Origin of the sequence: Sphingobium sp. SCG-1 (assembly GCF_002953135.1) — a bacterium.
Classification (GTDB): Bacteria; Pseudomonadota; Alphaproteobacteria; order Sphingomonadales; family Sphingomonadaceae; genus Sphingobium.
On sequence record NZ_CP026372.1, the window covers coordinates 3238014 to 3255431 of the forward strand.

Below are 17418 nucleotides of genomic sequence, written 5' to 3' on the forward strand. Positions count from 1 at the left end.
GCTCAGCTAAGGGACTTGCCAGCCCGCCCCGCCAGTTCAACCACATATTGCCACGCGACGCGGCCGGACCGGCTACCGCGCTGCGTCGCCCATTGCACTGCATCCAGCGGATCGTAGCTAAGGCCGAACCGCGCCGCGTAACCGGACACGATCGCCAGATACGCGTCCTGATCGAGATTGTGGAAGCCAAGGCTAAGGCCGAAGCGATCGGAGAGCGCCATCTTGTCATCCACAACATCGCGGACATTGATGGGGTCGTCCTGCTCCTTCAGGTAACGCGGCACGATGTGGCGGCGGTTCGATGTGACATACAGCCGCACATTCGCGGGGCGTGCTGTGGCGCCTCCTTCCAGCAACGACCGTAACGCACGCGCGTCGCCACCATCATCGTCGAAACCAAGATCGTCGAGGAACAGGATGAAGGGCCGACTCGTGCCGCGCAGCAATGCGAATAATGCGGGCAAGCTGGCAAGGCTGTCGGTGGCGCACTGGACCAGCGCCACGTCCATCCCCTCGCCCTGAAGTTGCGCGACGGAGGACGCGACCGTCGCCGACTTTCCCGTCCCCCGCGCACCCCAAAGCAGAACATCATGCGCGGGATACCCCTCGGCATGGCGGCGACTGTTTTCCAGCAGCGCGTTCTTCTGCGCATCTATTCCCGTCAAAAGTCCGAAAGCGACTGGCTTGAAAGCCTCCACGGCACGGATCACGGCTCCATCCCAGTGATACGCAGGGGCCGAGCGAAGGTCGACAGGCGCGCTGTCGGCTGGCGTGAAACGGCGGACCAGCGCCTCCAGGGCGTCGGCAATGCGGGATAGAGCTGGATCGGTCATTCGCGCGCCTTACGCACCGGATTCCTGCTCGGCAAGCGTAACAGTTCTGACGCTTTCCGCTTCTAAGCTCTCGCCCGCACAGGTATAGCGCGAGGCCGTGACCATTTCCCAACCGCATTTCACCACGCGCACCAGCCGTTATGACAGCACAGCCCTGCGCGAAGCCGCGACGTTGATCCGGGCCGGAGAGCCGGTCGCTGTCCCGACCGAGACGGTGTACGGGCTAGCGGCAGATGCGACTGACGATCAGGCGGTGGCTGCGATCTATGCAGCAAAGGGGCGGCCTAGCTTCAACCCGCTTATCGTGCACGTCTCGGACTGGCCAATGGCAAAACGCATCGCGCTGTTCGGAGAAAGCGCGCAGGCACTTGCGGACGCTTTCTGGCCAGGTCCGCTGACCTTAGTGCTGCCGCTCATTGGCGGCAGCGGCATAGCGCCACGTGTGACCGCAGGGCTTTCAACCATTGCACTGCGGATGCCGGCGCATCCCGCCATGCTCGGCCTTATCCGGGAAAGCGGTAAGCCCCTGGCTGCGCCGTCCGCAAACCGCAGTGGCGCAATCAGTCCGACGCGCGCGGAGCATGTGCTAGCCAGCCTTGGCGGCAAGGTACGGATGATCCTGGATGCAGGACCGACGAGTGAAGGCCTTGAATCCACGATTGTTGCGCCGGAAGACACCCGTATCCGATTGCTACGTCCCGGCTCCATCACGGTCGATATGCTGGCGAAGGCGTCAGGATTGCCCGTGGAAAGCGAGGGGCATCACGTACCGGCGGAAGCCATCGAAGCACCGGGCCAACTGGAAAGCCACTACGCGCCGAGTAAACCGCTACGCCTTAACGCCATGCGGGGTGAGCGGGACGAATATTTGATCGGCTTCGGCCTGATGCCGTGCCACTATAATCTCAGTCCCGAGGCCGACATGAGCGAAGCCGCCGCAAATCTGTTCGCGGCGCTCCATATTGCAGACGTCAGCACTGCGGAACGCATAGCCATAGCGCCCATCCCGGAGGACGGCATCGGCGCGGCGATCAACGACAGGCTAAAACGCGCGGCCGCCTGATCTTTCCTAGTCGCAGTCATCATATCCAGCATCGCGGCAGGCGCGGCGACGCTCTTTCTCTGCGCGCTTCATCTCCTTGCCCTCGCGCGCCTCTTTCTCGCGCATCTTACGGCCGTAATTGCGATCGGACTCATCCTGGCTGGTTGTCGCCCAGTCCGCCGCCTGCGAACCGGCGCGGACGGGCAGCGTCACCACGTCGACAGCGGCTCTGGCGATGCAGCCCGGCAGGATTAGCAAGGCGAGCGGCGCCATGAAAACGATCAAACGGGAACGGTCGTAACGGCTTGGCATGATCTAACCTCTGAAACGCATCGGCAAGTCACACAAGACGCTCGCGCCTGCCTTCAAGCAACCACATGCCACGAAGTTCATGAACGAAGCCAGACTAGATTTTCAGGCTTCCAGCCGTTCCGCAAATTTCTTCTGAAGCTTTTGTAGCTTGGGCGGAATAACGGCCATGCAATAGGGGTTCTTGGTGCCCACGCGATCCCAATATTGCTGGTGATAATCCTCGGCGGGATACCACTCCGACAGCGGCTCTATCGCGGTCACGATCGGATCGCGATAATCGGCCTGCGCGCGCTCGATCGCAGCCCGCGCCTCTGCTTCCTGCTCTGGCGAATGCGGATAGATCGCCGAGCGATATTGCGTTCCGACGTCGTTACCCTGCCGGTTCAACGTCGTCGGATCATGCGTCGCGAAATGAATGTCCAGCAAGTCACTATAACTGATGACATCGGGATCGAAGACTATGCGGATAGCCTCCGCATGACCCGTACGCCCGCTGCACACCTGCTCATAGGTCGGATCGGCAACCGTTCCGCCGATGTAACCGCTCGTAACGGAAGAAACGCCTTTTAGACGTGTATAGACGGCCTCGGTGCACCAGAAGCAGCCTCCGGCCAGCGTCGCGATTTCCTGCGCCATGCAATGTCCTTGCCTATGATCTAAGTTGCTATCCTAGATAGGATCGCGACTGCACCACACAAGCTTGCACCTCACGCCGGGACGGCAGCAGCCTTCGCGCGTTCCTCCGCGACCAGTTCCTTGCGTGACAATTTGCCCACCAGCGTCTTGGGAAGAGCGTCACGTATTTCGACGGCTGCGACACGTTCATGTTTCCCCAGTTGCGGATTAAGCCAGGCCTTCAGCTCCTGGTCATTCACTGCCGGCGCATCGTCCTGCAAAGTCACGAACGCCTTGGGCATTTCGCCGCGATAGGAATCGGGAATACCGATCACCAGCGCCTCCTTGATCGACGGATGGTGATAGAGGATTTCCTCGATCTGGCTCGGGAACACCTTGAAGCCCCCGACAGCAATCATGTCTTTCAGGCGATCGACGATCTTAACATAGCCGTCTTCGTCGATCAGGCCCACGTCGCCGGTGCGCAGCCACCCGTCCACGAACACTTCGGCGTCCGCATCGGGGCGCTGCCAGTAGCCCTTCATGATCTGCGGGCCGGAAAAGAGCAGTTCCCCCGGTTCACCTTCCGGCGGAGGCTTAGTCGGGTCTTCGCGATCGACCAGCTTAACTCGGGTGCCGGGTACAGGCTGACCCACCGTGCCGGTCTTGTTCAATCCGTCATAGGGATTGGAGCACACAACGGGGCTGCTCTCGGTAAGGCCATAGCCCTCCACCAGCTTGGCGCCCGTCGCCTCCTCAAACCGCTGCTTCACTTCCAGCGGCAGCGGCGCGCCGCCCGAAATACAGGCGCGGAGGGACGAAAAATCGATATTGCGGATCGCAGGATGATCCAGCAGCGCCTGATACATGGTCGGCACGCCGGGTAGCGAGGTTGCCTTCGTCCGCTGGACCGCAGCGAGTACCTGCACGGCCTCGAACCGCGGCAGCATGACGATTTCTCCACCATTCAAGACGGTGCGGTTCAGCGTGCAGGTATTGGCGAAGACATGGAAGAAGGGCAGCACGCCAATGATCCGGTCCGCCGTTCCAGCCTGCGGATCAATCATCTGCACCTGCCGCGCGTTCGCCGTCAGGTTCTGATGAGTCAGCATTGCGCCTTTGGGCTGGCCGGTGGTTCCGCCGGTATATTGCAGCAGGGCCACATCTTCGACCGGATCGACCGTCTGAACGGTGCAGTTGCCCTTGTTGGCGATCAGCTTCGAGAACGAGACGACGCGCGGATCATGCGGCCGCTCGACGATCTCCGTCTTCTTGAACATGCGATACAGGATCGACTTGCCCCTGGGCAAGGCACCCGCAATCGATCCGACGACCAGCTTTTCCAGGCTGCTGCCTTCCAGCACTTCCAGCGCAGTCGGCAGCAACGCTTTGGCTGACAGCGTGAAGAGGATCTTCGTTCCGCTGTCCTCCACCTGATGCGCCAGTTCGGTAGCCGTGTAGAGCGGCGAGAAATTGACGACGATCGCGCCCGCCATCATCGCCCCATAATAAGCCGCGACATAATGGGGCACGTTGGGCAGGTAGAGCCCGACCCGATCACCCTTCTGCACCCCCATCGCCTGAAGGCCGCATGCCACGCGCCGCACGCCATCAAGACATTCGGCATAGCTGTATTTACGGCCCAGAAAATCGATGAGGTGGCCATGCGGATGGGCGGTCGCGCTGTTGACGAACATGTCCGTCAGGGACAGCGGAGGGAACACCTGATCCCAGGGTGTGGGATGGTTGTAGCGGCTGTTCCAGACGGTGTTTTCTCTCTCCATTGACAGAGATGTAAGTGGAGATTGCGAGGCTGACAATCCGCTATCAGTGCGTAGAATTTCAGCAGGTTGCCGCGAACGTAAAGGAGGCACGATGCCGTAACGGCACCGCACCTCCTAAAAAATTCCGGATCATGTCGGCGATGCGGGGAAGTACCCCGCAGAGCCTCATGATTTGCTGAAAGGATCGATCAGATTCGCCGCTTCGTTGATGAAGGCGCCTTCGGACGCCGCATCGGATTCGGCATGGAGCGCTTCCTCGGCACGACGCACATTGTCGTCACGCTCCCGACGCAGCTCCTCGATCAGTGCAGCGCGGTCGCCGTCCAGACGCGAGTCCGTCGGCGCTTCGATTCCCGCCTTCTTCGCGGCCTTGGCCACCAACGCATCCAGTTCACGCTGCGAACACAGGCCCAGCGTCACCGGGTCTTTTGGCACGATGTTGGCGATGTTCCAGTGGCTGCGTTCACGGATCGCCTGAATCGTCGTGCGGGTGGTGCCGATCAGGTTGCTGATCGCGCCATCGGAAATCTCGGGATGATTGCGGATGATCCATGCGATGCCATCAGGCTTGTCCTGACGCTTGGACACCGGCGTATAGCGCGGTCCCTTGGTACGGCGGACAGGCTCGGGGCCCTTCTGGATTTTCAGGCGGTAGTCAGGGTTCGCCTCGCCCTTGTGAATTTCGTCCATCGTCAATTCATGCGCGCGCACAGGATCACGGCCGGTGTATTTGGTCGCGGCAGTGTCGTCGGCAATCGCCTGGATTTCAAGGATGTGCAGACCGCAAAATTCGGCGATCTGGTCAAAACTAAGCGCGGTATTATCGACCAGCCAACTGGCGGTCGCATGGGGCATGAGCGGCTGGGACACGAAAGCTCTCCGGAACTGCAAACAATAAGGGCCGCCCCTTACGGGACGGCCTGTAGAACTCCGGATGTAATCCAAACCTCTGCCAACGGCAAGGAAAAGCGCTTACGCCTGTTTCAGCGCGTTTTCAGGCAGCGTCCAACAGGGCGTCCGGCTTCACCGGGTGGAGCCCCGCGACGAACTGCTGCGCACTGACTTCCCATGTGAAGCTGCGGCCATAGCTGGCGCACGCGTCACGGTTTTTCGTGAGCGCGATGGCGATGGAATCCTCCAATGTCTCGGACAGACCGCCGGTCTCGGGCGTCACAATGTCGATCGGTCCAACTACCGGATAAGCCGCGACCGGCGTGCCGCAGGCGAGCGCCTCGATCATCACCAGCCCGAAGGTATCGGTTCGGCTGGGGAATACGAACACGTCAGCGGCGGTGTAGGCTCCCGCCAACGAAGGACCGGACAACGCGCCCAGGAAAAGCGCGTCGGGGAAACTCTGCTCCAGCGCCGCCCGCGCCGGGCCATCGCCTACCACGACTTTGGTGCCGCGATGCTTGTTCTTCAGGAAAGCCTCGACGTTCTTCTCGACCGCAATCCGGCCGACGTAAAGCTGGATCGGTCCCTTCAACCCGGCCAGTGCGGGGTGCGGAGGCACATCGACCGAAAAACCGGACTGATCTACGCCCCGACCCCAAGGCCTTACCTGCACGATGCCATGCGCGCGGAGTTGTTCGCGGACGGAGCGCGTGGATACCAGCACAGCCTGCGCCGGTCCATGAAACCAGCGGATATAGCGCCAGAACCACGCGGCAGGCAGGCCCGTGCGCTTGGCAACATAATCGGGAAAATGCGTGTGGTACGCCGTCGTGAAAGGCACGCGATTTCGCAGGCACCAGCGGCGCGCGGCGAGGCACAATGGCCCTTCGGTGGCCAGATGCACCGCGTCCGCGCGAAAGTCCGCGATGGTCCGCCCAATCGTGCGGCCACGCGCCATCGCGAGCCTGATCTCCGGATAGGTGGGGCAAGGAATGGAGCTGAACTGATCGGGCGAAATGACATGCACCTGATGTCCCAGCGCCAGCAATTCCGCGCCAACCGATTGCAGCGTTCGGACGACGCCATTGACCTGCGGCGCCCAGGCGTCGGTGACGATGACGATCCGCAGGGAGCCGCTCGCCTTCATGCCGCCAGCAACTCCTCAGCCTCGATGTCGGCCGCCGCTTTGGCGGCTTCGCGGGCAGCGATCTCGTCGGCCCAGTGCAACACTTCCATGCGCCCGTCCATATGCTCGACCAAAGCAGTGCAGCCCTCGACCCAATCGCCATCGTTGTAATATTCGACGCCCGCAATCTCCCGAATTTCGGCGTTATGAATGTGGCCGCACACCACGCCATCAACGCCCCGTGCGCCCGCTTCATGCGCCACGACTTCCTCGAACTTGGAGATGAACTCGACGGCGTTCTTGACCTTGTGCTTCGCCATTTTGGAGAGGGACCAATAAGGCAAGTCGAACCAGTTGCGCACTTTGTTGACTATGATGTTGAGGCTCATCAGGCCGTGATAGGCAGCGTCACCGACGAAGGCCAACCACCGATGCGCCAGCATGATCGTATCGAACTCGTCGCCATGCAGGACCAGCAGCTTGCGCCCGTCCGCTGTCTCATGAAGCGCCTTGCGCCGGATTTCTACGCCGCCGAAGTTCATGCCAGTGAACTGGCGGAACATTTCGTCGTGATTGCCGGGAATATAGACGACGCGCGTGCCGCGCTTCGCTCGCTTCATGATCCGCCAGACGATATCGTTGTGCGCGGCGGGCCAGTAGAACCGCTTCTTCAGCCGCCAGCCGTCGATGATGTCGCCCACCAGATACATCGTCTCGCTGTCGACATTATCGAGAAAATCCGTGAGCATCGCAGCGTTGCATCCGCGCGTACCAAGGTGAACGTCGGAGATCCACACGGTGCGATACTTACGTCGCACTTCGACCTCGGCTTCGGGCAAGTGAAAGTCGAAATTCTGTAAGTCTTCGACATCGGCCAGGAACGGCAGGCGCGTGATCGTATCCATGAAACCCCCAGGGATAGTGTCCTTGGGCTTTGGCTGATAGCCTCACTCTGTTACATTTTGAGGTGGAGTGTTACGGTGGTGTTACTTGGACACTCTGTAGTCTGCTGCCTCGTATTACGGTATATTCAATAGTCCGTTCGCCCTGAGCTTGTCGAAGGGTTCTGCTGCGCGATAGCGAAGCATACTTCACTTCGTTCAGTAGAAGGCTTCGACAAGCTCGGCCCGAACGGAGGAGCGATTAGGCGGGGTAACGAACGAGATCATTACTCCACGACCAGCACGATCTTGCCCACATGATCGCCAGCCTCCATCCGCGCGTGGGCCGCGGATGCCTGTGCGAGGGGATAGGTGCGGTCCATGGCCGGACGCAACTTGCCCTGTGCCACAAAGGGCCAGACCGTGCGGGAGAGTTCATCGGCGACCAGGCCCTTGAACGCCACCGATCGCGCGCGCAGCGTGGAGCCCGTCAACGTCAACCGGTTCTGCATGATCTGCGGAATGAATATCTCGGCCTTCGCGCCGCCCAGCACCGCAATGGAAACATGCCGCCCGTCCGGTGCAAGGCAGGCGAGGTTCCGCGGCAGGTAATCGCCGCCCACCATGTCCAACACCGCCTGGACGCCCTTGCCTTCGGTGATCCGGCCCACTTCCGTCACGAAATCGGCGTCGCGATAATTGATCGCGTGATCCGCGCCCCAATCCAGCGCAGCCTTGCACTTCGCATCCGATCCGCACGTCACGATGATCGTGATGTCGAATAGATTGCAAAGTCGGATAGCCATGGTCGCGATGCCGCTCGTGCCGCCATGCACCAGCACCGTGTCGCCCGCCACGACATAGGCGCGCTCGAACAAATTGGTCCACACGGTGAACAACGTTTCCGGCAGGGCCGCTGCTTCGATCAGGTCGTAGCCTCCGGGCACCGGCAGGCACTGCGGCGCAGGAGCAACCGCATATTCGGCATAGCCACCACCCGCCACCAACGCGCACACCGCCTGCCCCATCAGCGCCGCGTCCACCCCTGAACCAAGGGCGACGACCGTGCCGGAGACCTCAAGGCCCGGCGTGTCCGGCGCGCCCGGCGGCGGTGGGTACTTCCCCATCCGCTGCAGTACGTCCGGCCGATTGACGCCGGCCGCGGCAACCCGGATCAGCACCTCGCCCTCGCCGGGCACCGGAATGGGCAACCGCTGCGGCACCAGCGCTTCGGGTCCGCCCGGCACCGGTATCCCAATCGCCATCATGTCGGTGGGAAGCGCAGGAGATTGGGCCGTTTGCGTAACCATAGGCTGCTGTACCTTGCGAATGCTGCACCGCCGCAAAAAACGCGATCAGCGGTTTGGCGTCCTTATTGACAGAGTGGGCATTAGGGTCAACATTCCTGCCATGGACATGGAAGAATATCAGCCCCGCAGGGCCGATGACATTCTGACGGCGCTGACGCGGCAGGATCTCGATCCGTTTTCCGTGGGCGAACTCGATGCCCGGATCGAAACTCTGAAGGCCGAAATAGATCGAACGCAGCGACGGCGTGACTACGCCGTTAACCATAAAGCAAGCGCCGAGGCCCTATTCAGGAAATGACTCCAGACCGGCCTGGCCGCCTCTTTCGGCAATCGCGCGAAGAGACGCAGGCAAGCGGCATGGGGCCAGGTACGGCGCAAGAGGCGGGCAGATTTCGCCCATCCCTTGATCGTACCGAATGCGATGCCGACATAGGGTCTGACACGCCCGTTCTTTGGGCACAGGAGTAACGTCAAATGCCTTCCTTCGCCGCCGCGCTAGAAACCACGCTGCACAATGCGCTCACCCATGCGTCCGAGCGTCGCCATGAATATGCGACGCTTGAGCATCTGTTGTTGGCGCTCATCGACGATGAACATGCGTCCAAGGTCATGCAGGCCTGCGGCGTGGACATCGGCGAATTGGGCGATGCGGTTACGCAATATCTCGATACCGAACTCGACAGCCTGAAGGTGGAAGGCGCGACCGACCCCTCCCCCACCAGCGGCTTCCAGCGCGTCGTCCAGCGCGCGATCCTGCATGTGCAATCCTCCGGCAAGGATGAAGTGACAGGCGCCAACGTCCTTGTTGCGCTCTTCTCGGAACGCGAAAGCTATGCCGTGTATTTCCTGCAGCAGCAGGACATGAGCCGCCTGGATGCGGTCAGCTTTCTCAGCCATGGGGTCGGCAAAGGCACCGCCGCGCCCGAACCACGAGAGGTCAAGGGCGCCGTGGAAGACGAAAAGAAAACGGACGGCAAGGGCAAGAAGGACAGCGCCCTCGATCAGTTCACCGTGAACCTCAACGAGAAGGCGAAGAACGGCAAGGTCGATCCGCTGATTGGCCGTGGCCCGGAAGTCGATCGCACGATCCAGATCCTCTGCCGCCGGTCTAAGAACAACCCGCTCTATGTCGGTGATCCCGGCGTCGGCAAAACCGCGATCGCGGAAGGGCTGGCGCGCAAGATCGTAGAGGGCGAAGTGCCTGAGGTACTCAAGGAAGCCGTCATCTACTCGCTCGACATGGGCGCGCTGCTGGCAGGCACCCGCTATCGCGGCGATTTCGAGGAGCGGTTGAAGGCCGTCGTCAACGAGCTGGAGAAGATGCCGCACGCGGTGCTCTTCATCGACGAGATCCACACGGTCATCGGCGCTGGCGCGACCAGCGGCGGGGCGATGGATGCGTCGAACCTGCTCAAGCCCGCTCTGTCGGGCGGCACGATCCGGTGCATCGGCTCGACCACTTACAAGGAGTTCCGCAACCACTTCGAAAAAGACCGCGCCCTGCTGCGCCGGTTCCAGAAGATCGACGTCAATGAGCCGACGGTCGAGGATACCATCAAGATCCTCGCCGGTCTGCGCAGCGCGTTCGAGGATCACCACCACGTCAAGTACACCCCCGACGCTATCAAGGCGGCGGTGGAGCTTTCGGCGCGGTACATCAACGACCGCAAGCTACCCGACAAGGCGATCGACGTGATCGACGAAGTGGGCGCGATGCAGATGCTGGTGATCCCGTCGAAGCGCAAGAAGACGATCACGCCCAAGGAGATCGAGGCGGTCATCGCGACGATGGCGCGCATCCCTCCCAAGACCGTGTCGTCGGATGACAAGAGCGTGCTGGAAACCCTCTCCACTGACCTGAAGCGCGTCGTCTTCGGGCAGGAGAAGGCCATCGAAGTGCTCTCGTCGGCGATCAAGCTCAGCCGTGCTGGGCTGCGCGATCCGGATAAACCGATCGGCAACTATCTGTTCTCCGGCCCCACGGGCGTCGGCAAGACGGAAGTCGCGCGGCAGTTGGCGACGTTGCTCGGCATTCCGCTCCAGCGGTTTGACATGTCCGAATATATGGAACGGCACTCGGTCAGCCGCCTGATCGGTGCGCCTCCGGGCTATGTCGGCTACGATCAGGGCGGTCTGTTGACCGATGCCATCGATCAGAACCCGCACTGCGTGCTGCTGCTGGACGAGATCGAGAAGGCGCATCCCGACCTGTTCAACATCCTGTTGCAGGTGATGGATAATGGCCGCCTGACCGACCATCACGGCAAGACGGTGGACTTCCGCAATGTCATCCTCATCATGACCACCAACGCCGGTGCGTCGGACATGGAGAAGGAAGGCATCGGCTTCGGCACCCTGACGCGCGACGATGTCGGCGAGGAAGCGGTGAAGAAGCTGTTCACGCCGGAGTTCCGCAACCGCCTGGATGCGATCGTACCGTTCAGCTACCTGCCGACCGAAGTCGTTGCCCGCGTGGTCGACAAGTTCGTGCTGCAACTGGAACTGCAACTGGCCGACCGCGAAGTCCACATCACGCTGGACGACGAGGCGAAGGCTTGGCTCACGACGCGCGGCTACGACAAACTGTACGGCGCGCGCCCCATGGGTCGCCTGATGCAGGAGAAGATCAAGCAGCCCCTCGCCGAGGAACTGCTGTTCGGAAAGCTGGTCCACGGCGGCGAAGTGCATGTCCGGTTGAAGGACGATGCGCTCGCCTTCGAGATCATCCCCGCCGCCCCGAAAAAAGGCAAGAAGGGTGGTAAGCCAGCCGCGACGGTGAAGGCGAAGTAAGCTGGATCAGGAATAGAACGGAAAGGGCGGCCCGAGGGTCGCCCTTTTTGTTAGGGAGAGCTTTGATGTCTTATGTAAATGATGAGGACGACCTTGCCCGGTTGTCCGTGGAAGATGAAGCTAATGAAAAACAAGGAATGGAACTTGCCGTAAAGGTCAGCGCGTTTGCCGTTCCAGTTGTCCTCATCCATCTATTGATCATTTACATGTTTATTTCTGCGGTAACTGGCTGGAACTTAAGTAGTGTAGTAACAGAAATATTTCTGCCTTTCTTCTGGGTAACGGGTGGGTTGATTGGCTTTGCCATTTTTTATTGGCGCAAAGGTGGCTTTCCAATAGCTGATCGAATTCGCCTTACCGGATGGAGGGCGCGCTATATGATCGCTGCTTTCATACTCGTGCCATTTGCCAGCTTTATCGCTCCCCAAATGATAGCTGAACTATTGCGCCGGATCGCCTTCTGGTTTCAATAATGTTTCCCGTGACCCACGACACACCGTAATTTGCCGGAAGCGCGTATCTCACACGCATGCTATGCGATCCGCACAAGAAAAGCGGTTGCGCGATGTTCGTTGTCATAGGGGAACGTGATGATCCCGAAAGCTTCGCGCCGTACTTTCAACAGGATTATTCGCTTGTCCTCGGCCACGGCGCGGGTCGGGTTCTTTGCCGCGCCGGGTGCGACTTAGCAGGGTGCGACACGATCGCGCGCTACACCATCGAGTCCAGCACCACCTCCGGCATCGCCGCGATGGGCAGCGGGATGGGTCCGGGGCTGTCGATGGTGTGCGGCGGTAAGGGCGAGAGCAGCCAGGGCGAGAAGCTCAGGAAGAATGTCGCAGCGGCTTCGGCGGCATTCTCACAGGAGCGGCGGGATCGAGTTGCTGAGGACTGAACGAAGAATAGGCCGCGCCATCTGCGGCGCGACCCATCATAGATCGAATTCGAAAAGGCAGTCTTGGCGAAATCTATTCGATGCCCAACGCAGCCTTGTAGGTTTCCAGAAGCGCTTCGGCTTCCTGGCGTACATGGCTCTCCAGCTTGCGCAAACGTACGATCGCGCGGATCGTCTTCACGTCATAGCCGGTCGACTTCGCTTCGCCATAGACATCCTTGATGTCGTCGGCGATGCCCTTCTTCTCTTCTTCCAGCCGTTCGATACGTTCGATCAGCAGGCGCAACTGGTCTGCGGCGACATTCGGTTCGCTCATGATATCCCCTTTGGATGCAAGGCGCCGCTCCCCCGGAGCGGCTGCGTGAATCGGTGACGAGCGCCTTAATGCGTGTCGGCGTTCTTCGCCACGCTTTCCTTCATGCGGGCCAATTGTTCCGGCGTGGCCTCGCCCTGATACTTCGCCTTCCATTCGGAAAAGGGCATGCCGTGGATGATCTCGCGCGCCTCGTCGCGAGTCATGTTCCCGTCTGCTTCGGCGATCCAGTCGGCCAGGCAATTGCGGCAAAAGCCCGCAAGCCCCATCAGGTCGATATTCTCCACATCGGTCCGATGCTGCAAATGTGCGACCAGACGGCGGAACGCGGTTGCGGCCACGGCGTCATTGATTATGCTGTCCGCCATTCGTAATCTCCATCAAGCAATATCTGTGTCGTGCAGCGCGGATAGCGGAAATGGAACTCGGGTAAAACCGGTTCGCTACAGATAGCCTTATTGAACAGGCACGTTTTCAGGAGTGCACGTGAAGAAGATTCCTCCCCGTTTGCGCAACGTCCGCATCCTTGCGACTCTTGGTCCCGCAAGCAGCGGACCGGACATGATCCGCAAGCTCTATCTTGCGGGTGTGGATGCGTTCCGCATCAACATGAGTCACGGCGCGCATGAGGATCATGCGGTGAACATCGCGTCTATCCGTGCGCTGGAAAAGGAATTCGGACGGCCGACGACGATCCTCGCGGACCTTCAAGGGCCAAAGCTGCGCGTAGGCACGTTCGCCAATGGAGTCGCGGTCCTCAAGGTCGGCGAGCCCTTCGTTCTGGACCGCGACACGGCACCGGGCGACACGCGCCGCGCCAATCTGCCGCATCCGGAAATCTACGAGGCATTGCTGCCCGGTACGCGGCTCCTGTTGGACGATGGCAAACTGGTGCTCCGCGTGCAGAAGGTTGAGGACGACCGAATCGAGACGCTGGTCGAGGTCGGCGGCACGCTTTCCAATCGGAAGGGCGTGAACGTGCCGGACGTGGTCGTGCCGATGGCGGCAATGACCGACAAGGACCGGCGCGACTTGTCCTTTGCCATGCAGCAGGGCGCGGACTGGATCGCACTGAGCTTCGTGCAGCGGCCCGAGGATCTCGCCGAAGCGCGCAAGTTGATGGGCGGCTATGGTGCGCTGATGGCGAAGATCGAGAAGCCCGCCGCCGTGCAGCGGCTGGACGAACTGCTTGAGCTTTCCGACGCAGTGATGGTGGCGCGCGGCGATCTGGGCGTCGAATTGCCGCCCTATGCCGTGCCACCGTTGCAGAAGCAGATCGTCGCGTCTGCGCGGCGCATGGGCAAGCCGGTCGTGGTGGCGACGCAGATGCTCGAATCGATGATCAAGGCACCCACGCCGACGCGCGCGGAAGTGTCCGACGTGGCGACCGCGGTGTATGACGGCGCGGACGCCATCATGCTATCGGCGGAGACGGCGGCGGGCGACTGGCCCGAAGAAGCCGTCGCGATGATGGACAGCATCGCGCGGAGCGTCGAGACCGATCCGGGCTATCTCGACCGGCTGCACTTCACCGAAACCAAGCCCGATCCGACGACCGCCGACGCGCTCGCCGAAGCCTGCGCGGGCGTGGTGCCTACGGTCGGCGCCACGGCGATCGTGTGCTTCACATCCAGCGGCAGCACCGTGCGCCGCGTGTCGCGCGAGCGGCCCTCCGCGCCCATCCTCGCCCTCACCCCGCGTCAGGATACGGCGCGGAAGATGGGGCTGCTGTGGGGCGTCCATGCAGTGCGGACTAAGGATATCGGCAGTTTCGAGGAGATGATCGGCAAGGCGCGGCGCATGTCGCTCCGGCACGACCTGACCGAGGCGGGGCGGAAGATCATCGTGCTGGCGGGCGTGCCGTTCGGGACGCCGGGGTCGACGAACGTGATCCATGTCGCGACTATACGCGGGGACGAACTCAAAGGTCGCGACGAGGGCTGAACTTTAGCGCCGCTCCCCCGCGAAAGCAGGTCTACAGGGCGCCCACCTTCTCCAGCTCTGCCCGCAAAATGGCCGCGTCGAGGAACTGATGGGCGACCATCCCCACTCGGCGCACGCCTTCGATATTGTCCAGCCGATCGTCGATGAAGAACGCCTCTTCCGGCCGAACACCAAAGCGGTTGAGCGCAAGGTGGTAGATAGCAGCGTCGGGCTTGGCGAGCTTCTCGACGCCCGACACCACGATATCGCGGAAGTGGCCGAAGATAGCAGGATGCGCCTCCAGAAAAGGCGGCCAGAACTCATGACTGAAATTGGTGATGGCGTAGAGCGGCATGCCGGCGGCAGACAAGTCGTCGAGCAACTCGGCCATGCCCTCGATCACGGGGCCGATGCTCTCGGCGAAACGCGGCTTCCACAGGCGGATCAGTGCTTCATGCTGCGGATATAGGGCGATCAACTCCGCGCTGGTATCAACGAAGTTGCGGCCCTGGTCGTGCTGGAAGTGCCATTCGGGCGACACCACATCGCGCACAAATGCGTCAAGCGCCTGATCATCGCGGATCAGGCGCTCGTACAATATGCGCGGGTGCCAGGGGAAAAGAACGTTGCCGATGTCGAATATGACGGCGGCGATCTTCCCCAACGGCGGATCAGCCCTGGCGGGCCTTGAACCGGCGGTTCGTCTTGTTGATGACGTAGGTGCGGCCGCGACGACGGATCACGCGGTTATCGCGGTGACGGTCCTTAAGCGACTTCAGCGAGTTGCGGATCTTCATGGAACGCAGCTTTCAATTGATTCTGTTGTGTCGAAAAACGAAGCGTCGCCACTATGGGTGCGGGGCCGCAAAGTCAAGGCGGCGCGACCGTGTTTTTAGCCCGGCCTGATTGAACATAGCCTATTTTCCGTTCATCCTGCGTGCAGCGAAAAGGGCGCACGCGCGTTTTACTCTCCCTGGAGACACCATCATGTTCAAGCCGATTCTCGCCGCCAGCGTTCTTGCCCTGTCGCTTTCCGCCTGCGCCACCGCCGTGCCGTCCGTAGAGGTCACGCGCTTCCATGTCGCCAGCCCCCCGACCAGCGGCACCGTGTCGGTGCGCGAAATGATCGGCAATCCCGACGTCAGCCTGGAGTTCCGCACCTACGCCGCCGCTGTGGCGCAGGAGTTTCAGCGCGTAGGCTTCACCGAAGCGCGGGACGCACAAGGCGAATATGAGGCACTAGTCGGCATGCGGCGCAGCTTCCGCCCGACCGGACCCGATCGTTCCGGCCGGCCCGTAAGCGTCGGCGTCGGCGGATCGACGGGCAGCTATGGCAGCGGGCTGGGTCTTGGCATCGGCATTAACTTGTCGGGCAAGCCCAAGGACGTGGTGACCACCGAACTCTCCGTGCAATTGCGCCGCCGCGCCGATTCGCAGGTCGTGTGGGAAGGGCGTGCGAACACCAGTGCGAAGGAAGGTACGCCCGCTGCCCAGCCCAACATCGCCGCCGCCAAACTCGCCGCCGCGTTGATCGGGGGCTATCCGGGCGAGTCCGGGCGCACTATAACGGTGAAATGACCTTATCCATTACGAGTGCCTTCGACGCAGGCAATATCCGCGTCCTCTCCGCCACCGACACCACCGCCGACCTTGAGATCGTCACCGATCATCAGAGCGACTTCTATCAATGGTTCCACTTCCGTGTTGCCGGCGCGGCAGGGGAGGACGTCACGCTGCGGATCGTGAATTGCGGCGGCTCGGCCTATCCCGACGGCTGGAAGAACTACAAGGCGCGGTTCAGCGAGGATCGCGAGAACTGGCTTCAGGCCGATACGGAGTATGCCGATGGCGTGCTGACGATCCATCTGGTGCCGGACAGCAATAGCGTATGGGTCGCCTATTTCGCGCCCTATTCGATGGAGCGGCATCACGACCTCATTAGCTGGGCGGCGAACCAGCCGGGCGTGGAGACGCGCGAACTGGGGCAGACGCTGGACGGTCAGCCCCTCGATCTGATCACGCTGGGCGATGGAGCCAAACAAGTCTGGCTATACGCGCGCCAGCATCCCGGCGAGACCATGGCCGAATGGTGGATGGAAGGCGCGATCGAACGGCTGTGCGACATGGAAGACAGCGTAGCGCGGCTGCTGCGGCAACAGGCGACGTTCCATATCGTCCCCAACATGAACCCGGACGGCAGCCGTCGCGGGCACTTGCGCACCAATGCGGTGGGCGTAAACCTCAATCGAGAATGGGCCGCGCCCACAATGGAGCGCAGCCCCGAAGTGTTCCTCGTCCGTGCCGAAATGGACCGCACCGGCGTCGACTTTGCGATGGACGTACATGGCGACGAAGCCATTCCAGCCGTGTTCGTTGCCGGGTTCGAGGGGATACCTTCGCTCAAACAGGATCGGCTCGATCTCTATAACCGCTTTGCGACGACGCTGGCCATCCGCACGCCCGACTTCCAGACGAAGCTTGGCTATCCAGTGGGACAACCTGGCAAGGCCAACCTCACCATGTCCACTGCGCAACTGGCGGAGCGGTTCGGCGCGGTTGCCATGACGCTGGAAATGCCGTTCAAGGACAATGACGACTTGCCCGACCCTGATTTCGGATGGTCGCCTGCGCGCTCGATGCAGCTCGGCAAGGATTGCCTCGCCGTGCTGGCGGAGATCATCGCCGATCTCTGAGGCAGAG

General features: G+C 61.4%; 20 protein-coding genes. 8 read left to right on the forward strand and 12 right to left on the reverse strand.

The genetic code is table 11. From position 1 onward, the window contains the following. Positions 1 to 2 precede the first annotated feature (2 nt). Positions 3 to 833 carry an ATP-binding protein gene (locus C1T17_RS14835; RefSeq protein ID WP_104954106.1) on the reverse strand — a complete coding sequence of 277 codons (831 nt, stop codon included), beginning with the start codon at positions 831 to 833 and terminating at the stop codon, positions 3 to 5. A gap of 97 nt (positions 834 to 930) precedes the next feature. On the opposite strand from C1T17_RS14835, the gene C1T17_RS14840 reads away from it, so the two are divergent. Beyond that, the gene (locus C1T17_RS14840; RefSeq protein WP_104954107.1) at positions 931 to 1896 is read left to right on the forward strand and encodes an L-threonylcarbamoyladenylate synthase; all 966 of its coding nucleotides are present in this window, start codon (positions 931 to 933) and stop codon (positions 1894 to 1896) included. A 6-nt stretch (positions 1897 to 1902) separates the two neighbouring features. Here C1T17_RS14840 and C1T17_RS14845 read toward each other — a convergent pair whose 3' ends face one another. The 7 genes from C1T17_RS14845 to C1T17_RS14875 form a co-directional block, all read right to left on the reverse strand. Continuing rightward, positions 1903 to 2148 carry a hypothetical protein gene (locus C1T17_RS14845; RefSeq protein ID WP_223262626.1) on the reverse strand — a complete coding sequence of 82 codons (246 nt, stop codon included), beginning with the start codon at positions 2146 to 2148 and terminating at the stop codon, positions 1903 to 1905. A 141-nt stretch (positions 2149 to 2289) separates the two neighbouring features. Next, positions 2290 to 2823: a peptide-methionine (S)-S-oxide reductase MsrA gene (gene msrA / locus C1T17_RS14850; protein ID WP_104954109.1), complete on the reverse strand. Its 534-nt coding sequence runs from the start codon at positions 2821 to 2823 to the stop codon at positions 2290 to 2292. A gap of 71 nt (positions 2824 to 2894) precedes the next feature. Next, a complete protein-coding gene (locus C1T17_RS14855) occupies positions 2895 to 4586 on the reverse strand; it encodes a long-chain-fatty-acid--CoA ligase (RefSeq protein WP_223262627.1) in 1692 nt (563 codons plus the stop codon). A gap of 165 nt (positions 4587 to 4751) precedes the next feature. Beyond that, positions 4752 to 5441, reverse strand: coding sequence for a DUF1013 domain-containing protein (locus C1T17_RS14860; protein ID WP_104954110.1), 690 nt, complete (start codon positions 5439 to 5441; stop codon positions 4752 to 4754). A gap of 139 nt (positions 5442 to 5580) precedes the next feature. Next, complete coding sequence (locus C1T17_RS14865; RefSeq protein WP_104955265.1) at positions 5581 to 6609, reverse strand: glycosyltransferase family 4 protein; 1029 nt, start codon at positions 6607 to 6609, stop codon at positions 5581 to 5583. A 14-nt stretch (positions 6610 to 6623) separates the two neighbouring features. After that, positions 6624 to 7511 (reverse strand): UDP-2,3-diacylglucosamine diphosphatase, encoded by an 888-nt coding sequence (locus C1T17_RS14870; protein WP_104954111.1) that lies wholly within the window; start codon positions 7509 to 7511, stop codon positions 6624 to 6626. Positions 7512 to 7774: 263 nt separating this feature from the next. Then, complete coding sequence (locus tag C1T17_RS14875; RefSeq protein WP_223262628.1) at positions 7775 to 8797, reverse strand: NAD(P)H-quinone oxidoreductase; 1023 nt, start codon at positions 8795 to 8797, stop codon at positions 7775 to 7777. 100 nt (positions 8798 to 8897) lie between these two features. On the opposite strand from C1T17_RS14875, the gene C1T17_RS14880 reads away from it, so the two are divergent. The 4 genes from C1T17_RS14880 (at position 8898) to C1T17_RS14895 (ending at position 12482) form a co-directional block, all read left to right on the forward strand. Continuing rightward, positions 8898 to 9095 (forward strand): DUF1192 domain-containing protein, encoded by a 198-nt coding sequence (locus C1T17_RS14880; RefSeq protein WP_104955267.1) that lies wholly within the window; start codon positions 8898 to 8900, stop codon positions 9093 to 9095. Positions 9096 to 9271: 176 nt separating this feature from the next. Continuing rightward, the gene (gene clpA / locus C1T17_RS14885; protein WP_104954112.1) at positions 9272 to 11587 is read left to right on the forward strand and encodes an ATP-dependent Clp protease ATP-binding subunit ClpA; all 2316 of its coding nucleotides are present in this window, start codon (positions 9272 to 9274) and stop codon (positions 11585 to 11587) included. A 65-nt stretch (positions 11588 to 11652) separates the two neighbouring features. Beyond that, positions 11653 to 12060, forward strand: coding sequence for a hypothetical protein (locus tag C1T17_RS14890; protein WP_104954113.1), 408 nt, complete (start codon positions 11653 to 11655; stop codon positions 12058 to 12060). Positions 12061 to 12152: 92 nt separating this feature from the next. Next, the gene (locus tag C1T17_RS14895) at positions 12153 to 12482 is read left to right on the forward strand and encodes a hypothetical protein (protein ID WP_104954114.1); all 330 of its coding nucleotides are present in this window, start codon (positions 12153 to 12155) and stop codon (positions 12480 to 12482) included. A 73-nt stretch (positions 12483 to 12555) separates the two neighbouring features. Here the strand turns inward: C1T17_RS14895 and C1T17_RS14900 are convergent, their stop codons facing one another. Both C1T17_RS14900 and C1T17_RS14905 read right to left on the reverse strand, forming a co-directional pair. Then, positions 12556 to 12798, reverse strand: coding sequence for a DUF2312 domain-containing protein (locus tag C1T17_RS14900; RefSeq protein ID WP_104954115.1), 243 nt, complete (start codon positions 12796 to 12798; stop codon positions 12556 to 12558). Positions 12799 to 12863: 65 nt separating this feature from the next. Further along, entirely contained in the window at positions 12864 to 13163 is a 300-nt protein-coding gene (locus C1T17_RS14905) for a DUF1244 domain-containing protein (protein WP_104954116.1), read from the reverse strand. A gap of 118 nt (positions 13164 to 13281) precedes the next feature. Between C1T17_RS14905 and pyk the strand changes: the two genes are divergently transcribed. Next, on the forward strand, positions 13282 to 14739 hold the full coding sequence (gene pyk / locus C1T17_RS14910) for a pyruvate kinase (RefSeq protein WP_104954117.1): 1458 nt from the start codon (positions 13282 to 13284) through the stop codon (positions 14737 to 14739). A 31-nt stretch (positions 14740 to 14770) separates the two neighbouring features. On the opposite strand, the gene C1T17_RS14915 is transcribed toward pyk, so the two are convergent. Beyond that, positions 14771 to 15382, reverse strand: coding sequence for an HAD family hydrolase (locus tag C1T17_RS14915; RefSeq protein WP_104954118.1), 612 nt, complete (start codon positions 15380 to 15382; stop codon positions 14771 to 14773). Between the two features lie 7 nt (positions 15383 to 15389). After that, a complete protein-coding gene (gene ykgO / locus C1T17_RS14920) occupies positions 15390 to 15515 on the reverse strand; it encodes a type B 50S ribosomal protein L36 (protein ID WP_003046794.1) in 126 nt (41 codons plus the stop codon). A 190-nt stretch (positions 15516 to 15705) separates the two neighbouring features. Here ykgO and C1T17_RS14925 point away from each other — a divergent pair, with 190 nt between their 5' ends. Beyond that, complete coding sequence (locus C1T17_RS14925; protein ID WP_104954119.1) at positions 15706 to 16296, forward strand: DUF4136 domain-containing protein; 591 nt, start codon at positions 15706 to 15708, stop codon at positions 16294 to 16296. Continuing rightward, entirely contained in the window at positions 16293 to 17411 is a 1119-nt protein-coding gene (locus C1T17_RS14930; protein WP_104954120.1) for a M14-type cytosolic carboxypeptidase, read from the forward strand. The genes C1T17_RS14925 and C1T17_RS14930 overlap by 4 nt, the downstream gene beginning before the upstream one ends. Positions 17412 to 17418 lie beyond the last annotated feature (7 nt).